15 protein-coding genes, 1 pseudogene and 1 CRISPR repeat array are annotated in these 18,205 nt (G+C 43.2%); of the genes and pseudogenes, 8 read left to right on the top strand and 8 right to left on the bottom strand.

Annotated features, from left to right (window positions below; translation table 11 throughout):
• Window positions 1–49: 49 nt before the first annotated feature.
• Together AACX33_RS14835 and AACX33_RS14830 are read right to left on the bottom strand one after the other, a co-directional pair.
• On the bottom strand, window positions 50–973 hold the full coding sequence (locus AACX33_RS14835; RefSeq protein ID WP_227789103.1) for a CRISPR-associated protein Csx3: 924 nt from the start codon (window positions 971–973) through the stop codon (window positions 50–52).
• 44 nt (window positions 974–1,017) lie between these two features.
• Window positions 1,018–1,323 carry a CRISPR-associated protein Csx3 gene (locus AACX33_RS14830; protein WP_227789102.1) on the bottom strand — a complete coding sequence of 102 codons (306 nt, stop codon included), beginning with the start codon at window positions 1,321–1,323 and terminating at the stop codon, window positions 1,018–1,020.
• Between the two features lie 101 nt (window positions 1,324–1,424).
• On the opposite strand from AACX33_RS14830, the gene AACX33_RS14825 reads away from it, so the two are divergent.
• The gene (locus tag AACX33_RS14825) at window positions 1,425–2,819 is read left to right on the top strand and encodes a TIGR03985 family CRISPR-associated protein (protein WP_227789101.1); all 1,395 of its coding nucleotides are present in this window, start codon (window positions 1,425–1,427) and stop codon (window positions 2,817–2,819) included.
• A 26-nt stretch (window positions 2,820–2,845) separates the two neighbouring features.
• Window positions 2,846–3,751: a CRISPR direct-repeat array (repeat unit 37 nt; unit sequence GTTTCAGTCCCCTTGCGGGGATTAGGTTAGCGGAAAG).
• A gap of 244 nt (window positions 3,752–3,995) precedes the next feature.
• On the opposite strand, the gene cas6 is transcribed toward AACX33_RS14825, so the two are convergent.
• From cas6 to AACX33_RS14805, 4 genes are all read right to left on the bottom strand, one after another.
• Window positions 3,996–5,144 carry a CRISPR-associated endoribonuclease Cas6 gene (gene cas6, locus AACX33_RS14820; protein ID WP_227789100.1) on the bottom strand — a complete coding sequence of 383 codons (1,149 nt, stop codon included), beginning with the start codon at window positions 5,142–5,144 and terminating at the stop codon, window positions 3,996–3,998.
• A gap of 82 nt (window positions 5,145–5,226) precedes the next feature.
• Window positions 5,227–5,643, bottom strand: coding sequence for a hypothetical protein (locus AACX33_RS14815; protein ID WP_339406749.1), 417 nt, complete (start codon window positions 5,641–5,643; stop codon window positions 5,227–5,229).
• 30 nt (window positions 5,644–5,673) lie between these two features.
• Window positions 5,674–6,156, bottom strand: coding sequence for a hypothetical protein (locus tag AACX33_RS14810; RefSeq protein ID WP_339406746.1), 483 nt, complete (start codon window positions 6,154–6,156; stop codon window positions 5,674–5,676).
• A 47-nt stretch (window positions 6,157–6,203) separates the two neighbouring features.
• Window positions 6,204–6,425: a hypothetical protein gene (locus AACX33_RS14805; RefSeq protein ID WP_227789099.1), complete on the bottom strand. Its 222-nt coding sequence runs from the start codon at window positions 6,423–6,425 to the stop codon at window positions 6,204–6,206.
• A 62-nt stretch (window positions 6,426–6,487) separates the two neighbouring features.
• Here AACX33_RS14805 and AACX33_RS14800 point away from each other — a divergent pair, with 62 nt between their 5' ends.
• The 5 genes from AACX33_RS14800 to AACX33_RS14780 all read left to right on the top strand — a co-directional run bounded on the left by AACX33_RS14800 (window position 6,488) and on the right by AACX33_RS14780 (window position 10,670).
• Window positions 6,488–6,838 carry a DUF1392 family protein gene (locus AACX33_RS14800; RefSeq protein WP_227789098.1) on the top strand — a complete coding sequence of 117 codons (351 nt, stop codon included), beginning with the start codon at window positions 6,488–6,490 and terminating at the stop codon, window positions 6,836–6,838.
• 558 nt (window positions 6,839–7,396) lie between these two features.
• On the top strand, window positions 7,397–8,266 hold the full coding sequence (locus AACX33_RS14795) for a tRNA-guanine transglycosylase (RefSeq protein ID WP_227789097.1): 870 nt from the start codon (window positions 7,397–7,399) through the stop codon (window positions 8,264–8,266).
• Window positions 8,267–8,555: 289 nt separating this feature from the next.
• The gene (locus AACX33_RS14790; RefSeq protein WP_227789096.1) at window positions 8,556–9,968 is read left to right on the top strand and encodes a DNA cytosine methyltransferase; all 1,413 of its coding nucleotides are present in this window, start codon (window positions 8,556–8,558) and stop codon (window positions 9,966–9,968) included.
• Entirely contained in the window at window positions 9,961–10,362 is a 402-nt protein-coding gene (locus AACX33_RS14785; protein ID WP_227789095.1) for a DUF1392 family protein, read from the top strand. The genes AACX33_RS14790 and AACX33_RS14785 overlap by 8 nt, the downstream gene beginning before the upstream one ends.
• Window positions 10,359–10,670 carry a DUF488 family protein, N3 subclade gene (locus AACX33_RS14780; protein ID WP_227789094.1) on the top strand — a complete coding sequence of 104 codons (312 nt, stop codon included), beginning with the start codon at window positions 10,359–10,361 and terminating at the stop codon, window positions 10,668–10,670. The genes AACX33_RS14785 and AACX33_RS14780 overlap by 4 nt, the downstream gene beginning before the upstream one ends.
• A gap of 263 nt (window positions 10,671–10,933) precedes the next feature.
• Here the strand turns inward: AACX33_RS14780 and AACX33_RS14775 are convergent.
• Window positions 10,934–11,362, bottom strand: a pseudogene (locus AACX33_RS14775) (RNA-guided endonuclease InsQ/TnpB family protein); the annotation flags it as partial.
• 199 nt (window positions 11,363–11,561) lie between these two features.
• Window positions 11,562–12,245, bottom strand: a complete 684-nt coding sequence (locus AACX33_RS14770) for an SDR family oxidoreductase (protein WP_227789093.1) — start codon at window positions 12,243–12,245, stop codon at window positions 11,562–11,564.
• A gap of 313 nt (window positions 12,246–12,558) precedes the next feature.
• On the opposite strand from AACX33_RS14770, the gene AACX33_RS14765 reads away from it, so the two are divergent.
• Both AACX33_RS14765 and AACX33_RS14760 read left to right on the top strand, forming a co-directional pair.
• Window positions 12,559–16,773, top strand: coding sequence for a DEAD/DEAH box helicase (locus AACX33_RS14765; protein ID WP_227789092.1), 4,215 nt, complete (start codon window positions 12,559–12,561; stop codon window positions 16,771–16,773).
• A 15-nt stretch (window positions 16,774–16,788) separates the two neighbouring features.
• Window positions 16,789–18,111, top strand: coding sequence for a DEAD/DEAH box helicase (locus AACX33_RS14760; protein WP_227789091.1), 1,323 nt, complete (start codon window positions 16,789–16,791; stop codon window positions 18,109–18,111).
• Window positions 18,112–18,205: the final 94 nt, after the last annotated feature.

Raw genomic sequence — 18,205 nt, 5'->3', positions numbered from 1 at the left:
TATGTGTTCATCAATAACTAAGCAGTTAATGAGCGATCGCCTTTTTTCCTTACCCCCAACACAACCCCACCAACAACTGCGCCAAGGCCTGAACCATTGGACGACTAGAAACATCCTCGCCTCGTGCGAGATAATGAATACTACCAGTTAATAACGGAAAAGCTGTATTAATTGTATCCTCTTTACCATTCAAATCACTATCAAGATTTGCAATGATACGTATATTTAAATCTCGACAAAACTCTTCCCATTTCAGTATATCTTCTCTATTTCTATCGCCAGCCAAAATCACTGCATGAGTAGCCTCACGGATAATCAGCCGATTCTCCTCAGTAATTCTGCCCCCCACATCAATAATATTCAATGGTGTATTTGCACACCTTACCCAACCTGCTGCTTTTTGTGCAAACTTTGGTGTAAATTTAGCTTTATACTCATCCTTCAATCGTCTGGCTAAATCAGGATCTCGCTTCGCAGCATCCGAAAACCAAGCGCCTTCCCCATCTGGACAAGCCGTAATTACATAAGGATAGGGTGCGCCGGGAATTGCACTAATAGCTTGCTTTAAACCTTCACGCAGACATGATTTACCTGACTGGGGTGGACCGCAAAGCACAACTTTGATGATTGGCTTACTCTTTTGTGGTTCATCGGTTTCTATGAGTTCACCCAGTTTATATGCTGGTGTATGGGTAACGGCAATAATATAAGTCTTGTATCCAGGTCTACCAATTTTGGGATCAAAAACAGCGATCGCACCATAAAGATCAGCTATCTTATTTGCTATCAGGTAACTCACCGCCACAGATGCAGGTCCATCAATTTTCAGCAATCTGCCCCCAGAAAATCCCCCCGACGCGATCATCTCATCCAACCTCAGCGCCGCATCCCTCACAACTTGGTCGCCATTTCCCGGTTGACCAAACCCCACCTTTAAAACGTCGCCATCCAAACTGATTTTATACGTTGTCATAAAATTTCTTGGTAGCTATACCCATCTCCTTCGGCAATCAAATATCAATCAATTAAGTCTCCCAGTTTATACGAGGGATTATGTGTGATACAAATCACGTATTTACCTAATTTCGGGTCAAAAAAACCAATAGCACCGTAAATATGAGCCAATTTATGAGCTAAAACAAATGCTACAGGTATAGAAATCGGCCCATTAATCTTGAGCAGTTGTCCTCCTGTCAGTTCTCCCGATGTGGCCATTTCCTCCAGTCGCGCCGCCGCATCCTTCACAATTTGGTCATTTTGGGCAGGTTCGCCAAAGCTGACTCGTAAAATATCGTCTCTGAATTCAATTTTGTAGGTAGTCATTGCTTCCTATTGGTCAATTAATAGCTACATCATACACGGCATTGGAAGATGCCATTTCCAAACTGTTTTATGCTGGTGTTATACCTCAATGTACTTGACCAGTGTTCGAGCAAATTTTTGTAGATACTCCCCAAATAGAACTGCTGCAATGGTTAGCACGCGGTTCTCTCAAACAAAACCTACTGCGAGCAATTCGATTGTGGGTCTGGTTACGTTCGTTATACGGTTCTGAAGGCGGATCTCTATATGGAGAAACTTCAGACCGCTTACTGCTGGATGACTCCTTTACCTTTGCCGGCTGGCGGGATGCTTTTTTCAGTGCCACACATCCCAAAAATGAAGCAATTCCTGAGTTGCATGATTTAAATTGTCCTTGTGCTAAAACCACTGCGGCATGGTTATTTCACCCAAAAACTGGACTTTTAGAATCACAATGGCAGCGATCGCTAATCGTACACACTGGTATCTTAGAAACTGATTTGCATAAACTGTTGCAACGACGTTTATTTGGCGTAACTCGTCGTTCTCTGCAAGCAGACTTGGAAATTCTCACCCAGATGGGATGGTTGGAATATCGAGAACAGAAATATCACCGAGTTAGGAAGTTACCATCTCGTCCCGTAACTACAACTTCAGAAGCCTCTTTTACCAATGCTAGTAGAGATGAATTGAACTTTCTCAATCAAGAAGATTTAGCTGCGATCGCTCAAAATCATTCACAGATGATCTGTGGTGTACGGCGATTGTTCTTCAAACTCGATTATGTCATTCCTCGTAATACCATAGACTGTGTTGAGGACTGGCAGCATCAATTGCGGGAACTGTGGGGACAAACTCCAGTCCCACCTGTGCAGCTAATTTACAACAGTGCCAGATTAGGAAAAGCTGTGGAATCTATAGTCTACCCAGTATGTATCTATTATGTGCAACGAGCAGTTTATCTATGTGCATTTGGGCAAAGTCCTGATCGACAGACTGATTGGTATAACTATCGACTAGACCGGATTCACGATATTACACCCATGCAGTGGACAGATCCATCCATTCCCCAGCTATTGCAACAACGCTACCAACGAGCTAATTTACCTAGTCCGGCAGAAATTGAAATGGAAATGTCCAAGGCTTGGGGGTTCGATTTTTACTTACCCTCTAAAGTTATGCTGCTGCGATTTGACCGAGATCACCATGACCGTTATATTCAAGGTACTTTTCGTCATGACACATTTGAAGCGATCGCCTACCAGCAGGTAAAACGTTTAATTAAACAACACACCCCACTACCAGAACAACAGCAAGCATTACTCAAAGTCCTCACAGAACGTTCTTCACAAGATGCTTACTACCGTGTCAACTATCGACATCTAGATCACAACGTCAGTATGCGTATCCGGGCATGGCGACCCAAAGCTGAAGTCCTAATGCCTTGGGATTTACGGCAAAGCATCGCTGCTGATATCTCTGCCGAATTTCTACTTTATAGCAAAAAGAATTACTAAGAAACTACTAGCACTAATGGAACAAGGGTGCAGTCCCCTTGCGGGGATTAGGTTAGCGGAAAGATGGACAAGCCCACACAACAGATAGAGAAAATATGAAGTTTCAGTCCCCTTGCGGGGATTAGGTTAGCGGAAAGAGTTTATATTTGCAGAACTCAGTAAAGATATTAATAGTTTCAGTCCCCTTGCGGGGATTAGGTTAGCGGAAAGCCATCCCTTCTCTAAAGTGGTTTGCAGATAATCGTTTCAGTCCCCTTGCGGGGATTAGGTTAGCGGAAAGCTTTTGAAACGTGCGCGGACATTTTGAGCAATCGGAGTTTCAGTCCCCTTGCGGGGATTAGGTTAGCGGAAAGGATAAAGTTGCTCAGGAGCAAGCCGGGAAATTTGCGTTTCAGTCCCCTTGCGGGGATTAGGTTAGCGGAAAGTTGATAGCGATAATTTTATCGGCGGGACGCGATCGGTTTCAGTCCCCTTGCGGGGATTAGGTTAGCGGAAAGCAAAAAGCTGAAGAAGTACAAGCAACACCAGATGATGTTTCAGTCCCCTTGCGGGGATTAGGTTAGCGGAAAGCTTCGAGTTAGGACAAATCTAATGCAATATGTTATGTTTCAGTCCCCTTGCGGGGATTAGGTTAGCGGAAAGCCATGATTTGGGGGACTTCAATTATTATTTGGTTGTTTCAGTCCCCTTGCGGGGATTAGGTTAGCGGAAAGTCAGTAGTATCTGCAAGCTATACATACTGAGTATTACGTTTCAGTCCCCTTGCGGGGATTAGGTTAGCGGAAAGCTTTTCAATTTCTTGAAGAGTAAGCCGAGCAGGAACAGTTTCAGTCCCCTTGCGGGGATTAGGTTAGCGGAAAGTATAAATTTCCCTCAAATATATAAAAAAGGAAATGTTTCAGTCCCCTTGCGGGGATTAGGTTAGCGGAAAGCCCGCCATTTGAAACATAGTCTACAAGGCGATTCTAGAGGTAGTTTTGGCAAAGCTGATCTAGAAACCCTGTTTCAGGCTTTGAAAAACTGCCAACTGAAACTTATGAAACTCTGTAACTATTGATTTGTCAAGGTTCTGGCGATTTGGCAAACCCCCCAGGGTTTTTGACCTCACTATAGGTCTGCCAAAATTCAAGCTGATTACATCATCATAGGATGATTGTTTGTCCTTGTCGAGATATATTACTTGGCACTTTCCGGCTTCAGTGATCGCTTAGCCAATTTGGTGTAAGTTTTAACAGTAGCCACAGGCATTTCTAAATCATCGGCGATCACCTTGAGAGATTCTCCCATTTCTCGCCGTGCTAAAATCGTAGCCCAGGTTGCCGCTATTTTATCAGTGCGATCGCCTCCTTGACGTTTCCTTTGAGCAGTAAATAGCGCTGTCAGTTCCTCAATGCGCTCTGCCAAAATATTTGTCAGCAACTGAGCAGATGTATTTGACCTTTGTTCCACCCAGTCTAAGCGTGTTTGTCCCAAGCCAAAAGTGGTTTTATGTCCCGTTCCACAGTAGGGAGCGAGTTTAACTAAAGCATAAAACAACTGGGTAAACTCAGTATTAGCCAAAGCAGCTTTACTTAACCCGCAGGAAATCGCCCCAGTAAAACCTGTAACTGATCCCCGTTTACCAGCAGCGACCTTCACAGATTCCAAGCGGTGTTGATGAATAATCACACTTTCATCAATCCAATCGAGAAAATCTGCTTGTGATATAGGGATTTGGGAAAAGTCATTCCAGCGACGCAGGTAGCTATGGAAGAGATTCTCAGGTACTGGGAGGGGGAAGTGATGACCTTTGCGGCGAAAGCTGGTAGGTGAGATAAAGCTGAGATTGATGTGAGAGTATTTTGCTGGTGGTTGTAATAGTTGAGCGTAGGTGGTGGGTGGATGAGCAATTCTCACCTGTTTTATCTGTAGAGTAGCATCTCTTATTTTTAGGGTTTGTGGCAATTGAGTTAACCATTGTTTGAGAAAATTTGCCACTTTTGCAGATAAAGCATTGACCTGCCAGTGTAAAATTTGGTTGGCTTCTAGTTGTAATTGTTTACCAATGGGAAGTAGTTGACTTTCTAGGGCTGATATATTGAAAGGTTTTTCTGACTCGCCATCATGGAGATAGGCGGAAAGGTCTGGGTCAAGTTGTCGCACTTGGTCAAGAAACCAAGCATGGAGGGCGATGGTGTATTGAGAGTAGAGGGAATTGGAAGTAAGTGGTTCTAGATCAAACTCTAATCCCACCAATTCAATGTCATCTGCCCATGTGGGAAGAGTAGAGGTAGATTCAGATTTGGGCTTCAATTTATAACTGGTAGGTTTATCTGCTCTTACCATTACCGGATTTTATACAAGTATTGTTAAATATTTTACTCAATTTCCATCCCCTCTGGGGGATGAAGTTATTGATACTCCCCCGCTAAATCGTAGTTTCCAACTCGATAACACTCAACAATTTCTCCTCCAAAGCCGTCAAATAAGTACGCTTCAACTTCCCCAACGAGTCCAGAAACTTCAGCACCGATTCTTCCAGCGAAACAGAATACACCCGACTAATGCGATCGCCAATCACCTGCATCTGCTGACACTCCGCAGGTAGATAGTCATAAGACTTCAGATGCTTCAGTCCAACCGTAAGCTCTCCATTCCAGATTCTCACGGTGCAACTAAACTCGTTTACTGCACTGACAATTGCCCAGCACCCACCTTTGCCCCGTAAATCAGGATTTTCTTTAGCTAGAATTTGACAAACTTCGCCAACTTGGTAAGTATTGGGGACTTTGGTACGTTCCATAATTCGCTGCACTACATCTTTCACGATTCTGCCACTTGGCACTTTACCGCCAGCTTCCTCTACTGCCTGCTGCTATACGAATTGCTGTTCCTGCGGTTCTAGCTTCGTGAGGGGGCGGACTTGGCCTTCGCTGGTAGGCAAGATTTGTTGCTGAGTAGAGTTAACTGTAGCAGGATCATCTTCAATTTCGTTTTGTGTCCAATTTGGACACATTTTCATCAAGTTATCAAATACAACCGAAGCTTCGATTAATCTGTAAGGATGACGACGCTCAAACCCAAACCTGTTCTTGCAATACTCCTCAAAGGTTGAATGCGTTGAACGGTAAAGTCTGCGGTCACGCAACTCCATCAGCGCCTTGCCAGCTTCAAAAACCGCTCTTTCCACTTTGCGTTCCAGGTGCAAACGATCGCGCTGTTCTTCCTCAGTCAATTCCTCCACTTCTACAGCCGTCACCTCAATAGTCACTAAATCCTGATGATCCTGGGACAGTACATCTGGATTCTTTGGAGTTGGGAAGGTGACTTTTTTACGCTTCGAGGGTGGTTTGTTCATGTTTCCACCTCTAGCTGAACAGTCGTTGAAGAGTATTAAAAGGATTTTTAGTTGTCATCTCCTACAATCTCTTTTAAAGTTTCGACGTTAAGACATTGAGAACGAATCAACCTCTCGATTACTTCTGCTCTAGTTAGTTCCATTTTTTCAGCTACAGCATCAACAAGCTCAATCGCTGTCGGGGTCAACATGATTTGAACCCGTTGCTTGCTTTCGCCCCATGTTCCTGGCTTAACTCGATAATCTTTTGCCACTAGCGTTTTAACCATATCAACACCTACACATATATTCAACCAGATTTAATTATATACATACTTATAGATGTGTGTATATGTGTGACAGATTAAATGCAGCAAAAACAAAAGACGACCGCCCCAGTCTCGCAAACTTAGCGATCGCCTGTGATCACGAAATTCTACACGCCACCAAACATCAAATCATTGGCACTGGTCGGCTAGAGGCTATTACTGTAAAAAAACCCTATTTTGTGCTGGGCGAACGAGTGATGTTTCGCTCTCACAAGCATGAGACAAAGCCGCGGCTTGTTCTGGCGATTCGACTAATTAATGGGTCTTGGTTTTATGTTGTCGAATTGCGATCGCCTGTTTTAAACCAAACACCAGATAAGGTGAACCGATTTTCATTTGTCAACGAACAGGATTTAGTACAGGTTAATGTCTGAGGATTTCTGCAAGTTAAAGACAATAATCTTTGTATTCCAGCACTTAACCAAAAATGTCACCAATTGAAATTACTCAAGTTATTGAACAGATTCAGGAAGAAATAGAGGTTGATGAATTAGGCAGAGATAAGGCCAGTATTAGAGCTACAGCCATACTGGAATAATCAATCATCTCCAAAGTGGTGAACTAAAACCAATTAAATTAGCTAAAAGCTTTATCACACAAGGGTTTGATACTAGTGAACTAGCAGAGTGGAAAACCAATGGCATTCCAAATGTCGCGATCGCCATCATCCTTGAGCATTAAGCTTTTGATGCAGGACGTTACTGCACCAAACAGGCAAAACTGGTATGCCGCACATTTAACACAATTGGTATCCGTGCTTGGATGCAGAATCTAAAGGGGTGGATTAATCAATATTAGCCCCGTGGAAGTCGATGGTTGTAGAATTTTTGAATTGGGAGTGTAAATATGGAACTTAGACTTTTTCAAAAAGATATCCTAATTGAAAAGTTAGCAAAAGCATTTTATCGAATTCAAACCCCGCATATATTCCCGTGACCACATTTGGCGAAAAGTACCCTTTAGATAATTTGGTACGCCCTTATCTTTGCCGATTAGCTCCCGCAGTTATGGTCAGCTATTATTATGCAAAAAAGATGTCACCAGAACAACACCCAAAACTACCATTATTCATTGACAGTGGGGGATTTGTTTCATTATTTGAAGGCGTAACTATTCGTGCAAAAGGGAAATTGGGAATCATCGAAATTAAGAAGGGAGATGAAGTTGAAATAATCCACTCTAAAGATGTCCTAGAACTACGATCACAAATCGCTGATGTAGCTTTTACGCTGGATTTTCCCATCCCTCCAAACATGGATTCAACCCAGGCTAAAGAACGCCAAAACTTAACAATTGCTAATGCACATTGGGCATTAGATAACAAACGTAGACGTGATTTACCTATTTATGCTTGTGTACAAACCTGGAACGCTCAATCAGATAAAGATTGTGCTAAAGCCTACGCTAATTGTGGGTTTGATGGGATTGCTATTGGTGAATTAGTACCAAGAGTTAGCGATTTAAATTTCGTTCTATCCATTGTTGAAACTGTCAGAAATGAAATTGGAGATTTACCTTTGCATATTTTTGGGTTAGGTTCCCCTACAATAATTCAAAAACTTTATGCAGTAGGTGTTGATTCTGTGGATAGTAGTTCTTATATTAAATACGCAGCAAGTGGAAAGCTATGGTCTAATCCTGATTTTGAAATTCAAAAACCAACAGTTACAGATAGATTGCATTTAGCTTTGTGTAATTTAGCAGCAGCAACTGGGAAAACTTTACCATTATCAGCTTCAGAAATTATCTTTTCAACGATTAGTCTAGGTAAAACAAAAAATCAAAATGAGATTATAGAATGATTCAAAAAAACATTTCTACTTTATAAAGTTAAATTAAAAACAAAACTATTAAGTTAATTCATCAGTAGTTTTCTTGTAAAATATTCTCATTATTAAAAGTCAAACATTTTTGAAACACCAGACTTTAAAACAATAATTCTGAACTACAAAAAATATTTGTTATGCGAAAATATTCGGATAATTTATCATTCAAAGCTATTGGAATAACATATAAATTATCAACACGAAACTATAGGAGAATTTTGAATAATCATGCAAAAACATTAAAACCAATACTCAGGTTTAACTCATGACTAAAACTCTGGTCGCTACTGCTGGTTTAAGTGAGTCCACAAATATTATGTCATCTGGAATACCCGAAAAATTCTTAGAGAAAGGACTACAATCAGCAGAAAACGAATCAGTCGGTTGTCTTTATCAGTACCTGGAAAGCAAAAAGCTACAAAACGGCTCAACAGTTTTCTACCCCCGCATCATTGGTGAACGTGACTTGAATAACCCAAAACACTGGCGATGGGGTTTCAACTGGAAAGAGAAAATCAACTCAGTTTGGAAGGGTCGTAGTATCGGCTCCATCCCTTGTGGCGCAGTTCCCATGATCCGGGCAATGCAACTTCAGGGAGCGACCAGAGAAGAAATCATCTCTTTCATCAAAAGAGCGAAAACCAAAAGTCCACGTAAACCAAAGCTTCCAGCCAATGCACCTATCGCTGTTGTGCTATTCGCAGGAGGCGGCGGTGTAGAAGCTGCGATGGTACAAGCGGGTATTCGTCCGGTCATCGCGGTGGAATATGACCCGACTAAACCAAAACTCAGTCACGCGCTCGCTCACACCCACCACCGCAATTTTCATGAGTACGGCTGCAAAGTCATACAACTGACAGTACAGGAGGTAGCACATTCAGAATTTCAGGGCTTTCCCAAACCCGACTATCTTCACGCTTCCCCGGTGTGCGCCAACTTCAGCCAAGCCCACACAGCCAAAGCGGGGGCGGCGGTAGAAACTCCAGATGACCTATCGGCAGCGCAAGCAGTAGCAGCAGCTATCCTAAACCTACAACCACGGATTTTCACTTTAGAAAATGTTCCACGCTATCTCAATAGCCAAAGTTTCGCCATTATCCTCAACGTCCTGGAATCCCTTGGTTATAGGGTCAATTACAGCGTCGTCAACATGGCTGATTACAGACTACCCCAGGCGCGGAGGCGTTTGGTCTTGGTGGCCAGCCAGGATACAACTCTCACGCTACCACCCACATCTAAACCAGTTGGCTGGTATGAGACGATCGCACATCTTATTCCTACCATGCCCAACTCTCAACTACTATCTAGACAACGGCAAGCTTTAAGCCAGTTTCTTGCAACTAATGAACCAACACCACTGCTTATAGAGCGAGTTGGAGGACGCAAATTAGCTAAATACAAGCCTAAGCATTTACCAGCTAACACCATACTGCGCTCCCATTTCACTGACCACAAGGGTTGCAACCGCAATAAATTCGCTGATATTTGGCTACCTGATGGCACTATCAAGTCCTTGTCTATCCAAGCAGCAGCAATTTTGCAAGGCTTTCCATCTTGGTATGAGTTCCCACCCCAAACTGCTACTGCTGGGTCAATCATCGGCTATTCTGTCCCGCCTAGTTTTGCAACACAGTTATTTATCCACATACAACAACAACTGGAGCAGTCGCATGAATAACCTCATCAACTCTTTGGAAATCTGTTGGTACATCTCACCTCCCTGGGGAAAAGAAATCCCGCCAATGGTCATCTGCTTGCTGGAGAGAGTTTATCTGCCCAAATTTAGTGCTTTCGGTTACTGCTGCGGTGTGGAGTGGGGCGATAACATCTGGAACTACTCAATTGCCCTGGATAACAAGATTGTATCAGTACCAGGGGTTGAGATGATTCCCACTGGGCAAATTCAATCTACGGCAGCTGAAAAACCCGTGTTCATGGTGGGCGAATTGGTTAACTTTCGTTTCGGTGATCATGCTGCCAAAGTTCGCACCGTTTTGGGACTACAGTTAATCAACGGCTCTTGCTTGTACGGTATTGAGTGGAGATCCCCTGCTTTGCAACAGCCAGATTGACAATTTACACTTCATACTACGCAGGTGAAATCAAGGGTGAGGCTGTTTCCATCTCACTCTATCCCCCCAAAGGCTGGACTGGTAAACACCTTCCTCTGTTCGCCCCCACTCCTGAATTATTGCAGTGGTGGAAGTCTTCACCGAAAGATACCGCCACACAACAGGAATACAAGCGACAGTTCCGTGAGATTTTGAACTCCCGGCTTACTCTGATACAGCTTTGGGTGGACAAGCACAAAGAAAACCCACAAGACATAACGCTGTGCTGTTTTGAGAAAACTGGGTATCTCTGCGCGGAGAAGATTTAGGCGAGTGGTCGGAATTGGGGGTGCTGGGTGTTCTAGCGGGTTTGCAGCAGCCGTTTTATCGTGGTCGGTTGGTTCCGTCGTTGGCTGCCACGATTCCTCAAGTTGCCGAAGTACCACAAGAGACTGTTGCCGCAACTTAGACTGGGAGCAACGCGAAAAAGTGAGATCGGGGTTAAGTTCTCAATTACATCCCTATATTGTCAACAAAACCTGGTTTTTAAGTTGCGATCGCATCCTGAAACAACCTATATACGTCGCAGGTTTCAGCACCTCACAAAATCGCGTTGCTCCCACTTAGACTTTCGCCCAAGCTTTGGTCTGACATCCCCTCCTACAGCAGAGACGGCTGAACCTTCCGCCTTGATCATTTCGACTGCGGTTCCATCGAGCGAAGTCGAGATGCTCAATGCAAGCATTCTGATACCCTCGGCTCTAATATTGATCGCTGCGTTGCCATCACGGTCATGATGAGTACCACAATGAGGAAAAGTCCATTCCCTTACATCCAATGGCATCTCACTCACTTGATGGAAACAATTAGAACAGAGCTTGGAACTGGGAAACCATCTATCAATCTCAACCAACTTTCCACCTTTACGCTCTAGCTTATAGGCTAGAAAATTGGTTAATGTTCCCCATCCACAATCAGAAATTGCCTTCGCCAAATTGTGATTACGAACCATGCCTTTGATCGGACTTAAGCCGATAAGCTTCAACAAACAGAGCAGGGGAACGCTCTAACTGATTGTCGCATTGTTAAATTCTCAGCGATTTTTCCGCCTACTATAAGGCACATTCAGCAAATCAATCGCCCGTTTCTTTGCTGCCGATTGTTTACGCATAAAATATACTTATACATATATTCACTATGCTCCTGTATTGCAATAATTTTCACATTGAGACAGTTAAGGGCATACCGTTATCTGTAGGTTTCAACTTGAGAATATATGGCACAGCTTTCAATACCCAATCGGACACTGGTGTATAATTAGCAGCTTCTTCTCCAAAGCTAATAGAGAGCATATCAGTATAAATAATCCCTGGGTTGAGAGGAACAGCCGCCATGCCAGCAGGAAGTTCTTGTGCCAAAGAACGAGTTAATCCTTCAATTGCCCACTTGGAAGCGCAGTATGGTGCCACTTCGGGAGAAGTAGAACGTCCCCAACCAGAACTGAAGTTGACAATAATACCACGCTGGTTTTTTACCATTGCTGGAACAAAATGGCGGATTATATTAACTACTCCTTTAATATTGATATCAATCAACTCGGAGAATTCATCAGAAGGTACTTGCCACAAAGGTGCTGGGTAATTCGTAATTGCTGCATTGTTAATGAGTATATCTGGTGAGTCATATTTACTCAGTACGTCTTTTGCCCATGTTTCTACTTGCGGTTCCTTTTTTACGTCTACAACTGTAAAATCATTTGGTGCAGTAAACTGCTGACGTAGTTTCTCGATAGCTGCTGATGAACGAGCGCAACCAATAACAGTATGCCCCTGTTGAATAAACCCCTGAGTCATAGCATAACCTAGACCTTTGCTTATGCCTGTAATTAAGATGAGTTTGGTCATAGTTCTTTGTAAGTCATTATTGTTTGTTAAAGGAAATTTACTTTATACTAATTTTATGTGAATTTCCACAGAATGATCAAATACCTTAACTCACAGATGTCCACGCTTATTCAGGCTCGTCAATATTTTAGATGAGTTCACTCTGACAGCTTTGGGGCATATTGATGAGGCTATGTCTGCGGCTAAAATTCTTCTGGATACAGCAGAAGCAGCCCTTGTCAAAATATGGCGGGAAGTCGTCGCTCACAACTAGAAGCAAATAATAGTCGTAAACGTAAATTAAGAGAATTATTTAAAGAACTAAATTAATCATATGACAAATTTTGAACCTAACACCACACAACTACAAAAACAACTGGCGAAAAAATACTTTGATTTACCTCCTTTTGCCCAAAAAGTTATTCAGTTATACTCGGTTATTTTTGCACCCATAGATAAAAACTCATTCCTAAGTTGCCTCAGTAAAACAGGGGCAGTAGATGAAAATAATAAACCTTTTGGCACTAAAACCCTCAGTCCCCAAATCGATAAATTGTTAAAAGCAGGCTTGCTAATTAAGGAAAGTAAGCAAGGTCATGAATGCCATTCGTTACTCACAGAAATTGCGACTCGTCATGCGGTAAAAACAGGGCAGTTTGAGATATTAGTCACGGCAGTAGAGGAAACTTTACCCGTACATAAACATTGGCAAAACGAATCTCGGATATTCCAAAATCTCCGCCAATGTATCAGAGAAATCCGCATTGGTATTTATCGTCAAGACCCTAGTTTTATTAATAAGCAAATTGAAGATTATCAGAAGTACAGTTATGATGAAGAAAAAATTTCAATAGAAAATATCTTCGAGCAGATATGCAATAACCCCTTTGATGCCGATTGGTTTAACACTTTACCACAAGAATTATATGAACTCGGCATATCTAGCATCCTCCTCAATTCAGCATTAAAATTGTCTGCGTCAGAAGATGTGTTTACACTGCTAGAAGAAGAATGCTCTACAGAGGGAACACATAGCTCAGATAATCTGCAACTGATTTTCACAGAACAATTACTGCTACGGGGCTGTATCCAAGAACCACAACAAACTTTAGAGCGCATATCTGAGAAATATCGAGATCATACCCTTGTTTTTTGGGGCTGGCTAAGTTTTCTGCAAGGTGAGAACGACCAAGCTATCAAATATTATACAGATGCTCTCAAAGCCTTGAAAAAAGCCAAGGGGAAACGCCAAATATATTTCAATACAATCGGCGGCTTATTTTTTATCCTAGCACTGTTAAAAGATGGCTCAATGCAACGCCTCAAAGAAGCAGAAGAGTACGCCAGTCTCATTTCCCGTCAATCAGACCATTGGCTCAAGTTTAGTTATGCCAGACTGAAAATCTTACTCCAAGTTCAGCAAGGTGATATTACCCAAAAACAATTTATAGTTAACGCCTACATTTCTTCGGTAGAAGAAGAGAATAGCTTACAAACATTGTTTTGTTCTCTGTGCCTTTACTGGATGGATGCTGATAGTGCCAAAAAACGCTTACCTAATTTACTAGAACCATTCTATCGCCGATCGCTTGCATCCGGTCATCACTGGCTGGCAATGGAAAGCGCAGAACTCCTATCTCGACTCAAACCCAGTAGCAACTATCGTCAACAAGCCGCAACACTGCGCGAAGATAGCAGCATCCAAACCATCGTAGACCTGATACACCCCCAGGAAGCTTGGGAAATGTGTCTTAATGCCCTAGCAAATCTCCAGAAAGTACCACAAACGCCTGGAAAAGCTGAGTCAGAACTACGTTTAGCATGGTTCATCACCTTCTATCCCAGCAAATGTATCTTGCAACCACGAGAACAAAAAGTTAATGCCAAAGGAGAATGGAGTAAAGGCCGCCCCATAGCTATCAAACGTTTAAGCAATAGCTTGAGTGAGTTCAATTATATTACATCCCAAGATATGCGGGTATGTAGTTGTATAGAGGCATACAATGATAGTTCTTATTACGGCAAAGTCGAGTATACCTTCAGTGAAAAAGCCATCTCTGCCTTAATTGGACACCCGTTAGTTTTTTGGGAAGATACCCCTAATATTCGTGTAGAAATTGTCAAGGGAGAACCAGAACTACTAGTCAAAAAAGGCAAACAAGGTCGTCTCACCTTGGAATTTTCGCCCAAATTAACAGAATCACAAAATGTTCTCAATATTAAAGAAACCCCAACCCGCATCAAAGTCATTGAAATTACCGCCGAACACCGACGCATTGGTGAAATTATCGGCAAAGATAATAAATTAAACGTACCCGCAATCGCCGAGAAGCAAGTCTTGGCAGCCATCAATGCCGTCTCTGGTATCGTCACCGTGCATTCTGATATTGGTGGGGGGCTAGAAGGAGCAGAAGAAGTACCCGCACAAACTTTACCCCATATTCACCTTTTACCCGCTAATACCGGATTGAAAGTCACCCTGTTGTCGCGCCCCTTTGCCCAGGGTGGCCCCTACTTCCGTCCTGGTGCAGGTGGTGAAACTGTAATTGCCGAGATTGACGGCAAACGCCTGCAAACCAGACGCAATCTGCCCGAAGAACAGCAACTTGCCCAGGCCGCTATAGCCGCTTGTCCCACATTAACTCGAATTGAAGAACAAGATGGTGAATGGGTAATAGAAGACCCAGAAGAATGTTTAGAACTGCTGCTAGAACTGCAAACACTGGGAAACAGCGTCGTCATGGCCTGGCCAGAAGGAGAAAAACTGCGTGTTCGCCACCATGCAGACTTGAAAGACTTTAATTTATCAATTCAACGTCAACAAGACTGGTTTGCAGCCACTGGGGAGTTGAAATTAAGTAACGATTTGGTGCTGGATATGCAGCAACTACTAGAACTCTTAGAGAAAAACCCCAGTCGTTTTATCCCCCTTGGGGATGGTGAATTTCTGGCTTTAACTCAAGCTTTTCGCAAACGCCTCGACGAATTGCGAATGTTTTCGGAAAAACACAACAAAGGTATCCGTTTCCACCCATTAGCAACATTAGGGTTAGAGGATTTTGTCGATGAGGTGGGCAAGGTAAAAACCGATAAACACTGGAAGACACATATCCAACGGCTCAAGGAGGTGCAGAACCTCCAACCAGAACTGCCCTCTACGTTTCAAGCCGAACTACGCGACTATCAAATGGATGGCTTCTGTTGGCTGGCGCGTCTGGCACATTGGGGTGTGGGCGCTTGTTTGGCAGACCAAATGGGACTGGGTAAAACCGTGCAAGCATTGGCTGTCATCCTCAACCACGCCCATGAGGGACCAACCCTAATTATTGCCCCAACTTCCGTGTGCATGAATTGGGTGAGTGAAGCGCAGAGGTTCGCCCCTACCCTGAATATTGTGCAGTTTGCTGGTGCTAATCGCCAAAAATTACTGGATGAACTGCAACCGTTGGATATGTTGGTATGTAGCTATGGTTTATTGCAGCAGGAAGAAGTAGCTCAAATGCTCTCTGAGGTGCAGTGGCAAACGATTGTGCTGGATGAAGCCCAGGCGATTAAAAATATGGCTACTAAACGTTCTCAAGCAGCCATGAATTTGAAATCTGGCTTTAAACTGATTACAACTGGGACTCCCATTGAAAACCACCTCGGTGAATTGTGGAATTTGTTCCGTTTTATTAACCCTGGGTTATTGGGTTCTTTTGAAAGTTTCAATCAACGCTTTGCTATCCCCATTGAGAAGTTTCAGGATAAACAAGCACGTAATAAACTCAAAAAACTGATTCAACCATTTCTGTTGCGGCGGACAAAAAACCAGGTGCTAGAAGAATTGCCTGACCGGACTGAGATTTTACTTCATGTGGAATTGAGTCGGGAGGAAATGGCATTCTATGAAGCCTTGCGCCGTCAGGCAATATCTAAACTCACCGAAAGCGATGCCGAGGCAGGAAAGAAACATCTGCAAGTTTTGGCGGAAATTATGAAACTGCGTCGCGCTTGCTGTAATCCTAGTTTGGTGATGCCTGACACTGAGTTATCCAGTTCTAAGTTGCAACTTTTTGGTGAGGTGCTGGGTGAACTTCTGGAAAATCGCCATAAGGCGTTGGTGTTTAGTCAGTTTGTTGACCATTTGCACATTATTAGAGATTATCTGGAACAGCAAGGTATTAATTATCAATATTTAGATGGTAGTACGCCAGTGGCAGAGCGGAAAAAACGGGTGGATGCTTTCCAAGCAGGAACAGGAGATGTATTTTTAATTAGTCTCAAGGCGGGTGGTACTGGGTTGAATCTGACCGCCGCCGATTATGTCATTCATACAGACCCTTGGTGGAATCCAGCAGTAGAAGACCAAGCTTCCGACCGCGCCCACCGTATTGGGCAACAACGCCCGGTAACTATCTATCGCTTAGTGGCAAAGGATACTATTGAAGACAAGATTGTGGCATTGCATCACCACAAGCGCGATTTAGCTGATAGCTTGCTGGAGGGTACTGATATGAGTGGCAAAATTTCCACAGAGGCGTTGCTGCAATTGATTCACGAAAGTTGATACAAAGGCATCTAAATGTATACATTTAAATTTAACCATTCCCCGGCTTTAGAAGCCCTAAAAACCGGGAAATCTGACCCCATCAGCTTTTACGAGGCACGTCTTGACCTGTTCAATCTCTCCGTTATGGCAGACTATGACCAACTTGTTTGCCTGCCAACCCTTACAGCCATAGACAAATATTGGTATCAAATTGAAACAGCCAGGAAAGTCCTCAGACAACTCGGTGGACGGGCATTGTTAGCAGATGAGGTGGGATTGGGCAAAACCATCGAAGCGGGGCTGATTATAGCCGAATACTTAGCCAGGGGAATGGTCAAGTCCATGCTAGTCTTAACTCCTGCCTCTTTGGTTTCCCAATGGCAATCAGAATTAAGTGACAAATTTAATATTTCTACTATCACCACAGATAATCGAGATCCACTTGCACCCCTAGAAGATTTCTGGACGGAAAACCCCCGGATTATTGCTTCCTTAAACACAGCTAAATCTGGTAAACATTATCCTCTTGTTACCAGTCGGAATTGGGATTTAGTAGTTGTGGATGAAGCGCATCACCTGAAAAATCGCAATACTTTGAACTGGAAACTGGTTAATGCCCTGAATAAGCGGTTTATCCTGATGCTGACGGCTACTCCAGTCCAGAACTCTTTGGTAGAATTATTTAATTTGCTCACCCTCCTCAAGCCAGGGCTACTTAAAACCGAAGCAGCATTTAAGAAAGAATATGTTGATTCCAAAAATGGCCGCGTTCCCAAAAATCCCGAAAAGCTGCGTTCTTTGATGCGGGAAGTGATGGTACGAAATACCCGTGCCTTAGTCGATGTAAAATTACCGAAACGTTTTGCTACGACAATCACTGTTAACCCGGCGGCTGGTGAACAGAAGCTTTACCAAGATTTAAGCGAATATCTGCGATCGCACGAGGATAAGCTGGACAAACTCTCTCGCACAAATTTACTGATGCGGGCTGGTTCTTCTCCCGGTGCTTTGGCTGATTCACTCAAGCAACTGAGTAAACGCCTACCTGATGAGGAATTAAAGACTTTAGCAAAACGCGCATCTCAGGTTAAGCAGGTGGAAAAAGCTAAGGTATTGGTGGAGATGCTATCAAAATCTCGCCAAAAAACTTTGGTTTTTAGCACGCATAAAGCCACAAGTGCTTATTTAGCTAAAACTCTAGAAGCTGCGAATATCCCCTTTGCGGAATTTCAAGGTGGGATGTCCCTCAAAGACAAAGATGCGGCGATCGCTTCCTTTCGGGATCATGTTTCTGTGCTGCTAGCATCGGAAACAGGGGGAGAGTGTGCTTTTACCGCAAAAATGGCCAAACTTTGAACCATAAGCTGACCAAAAATTAACGGAACTTCAGACCTTGCAGCAACAAGTTAGATAAAATTTTGTATCAATAAATGTCCGCGTGTTGAAAAAG

This window comes from Nodularia sp. LEGE 04288 (genome assembly GCF_963896525.1).
Classification (GTDB): Bacteria; Cyanobacteriota; Cyanobacteriia; order Cyanobacteriales; family Nostocaceae; genus Nodularia.
Note: the sequence above shows the minus strand (reverse complement) of the source record. Positions and strands in the feature narration are given on the sequence as shown.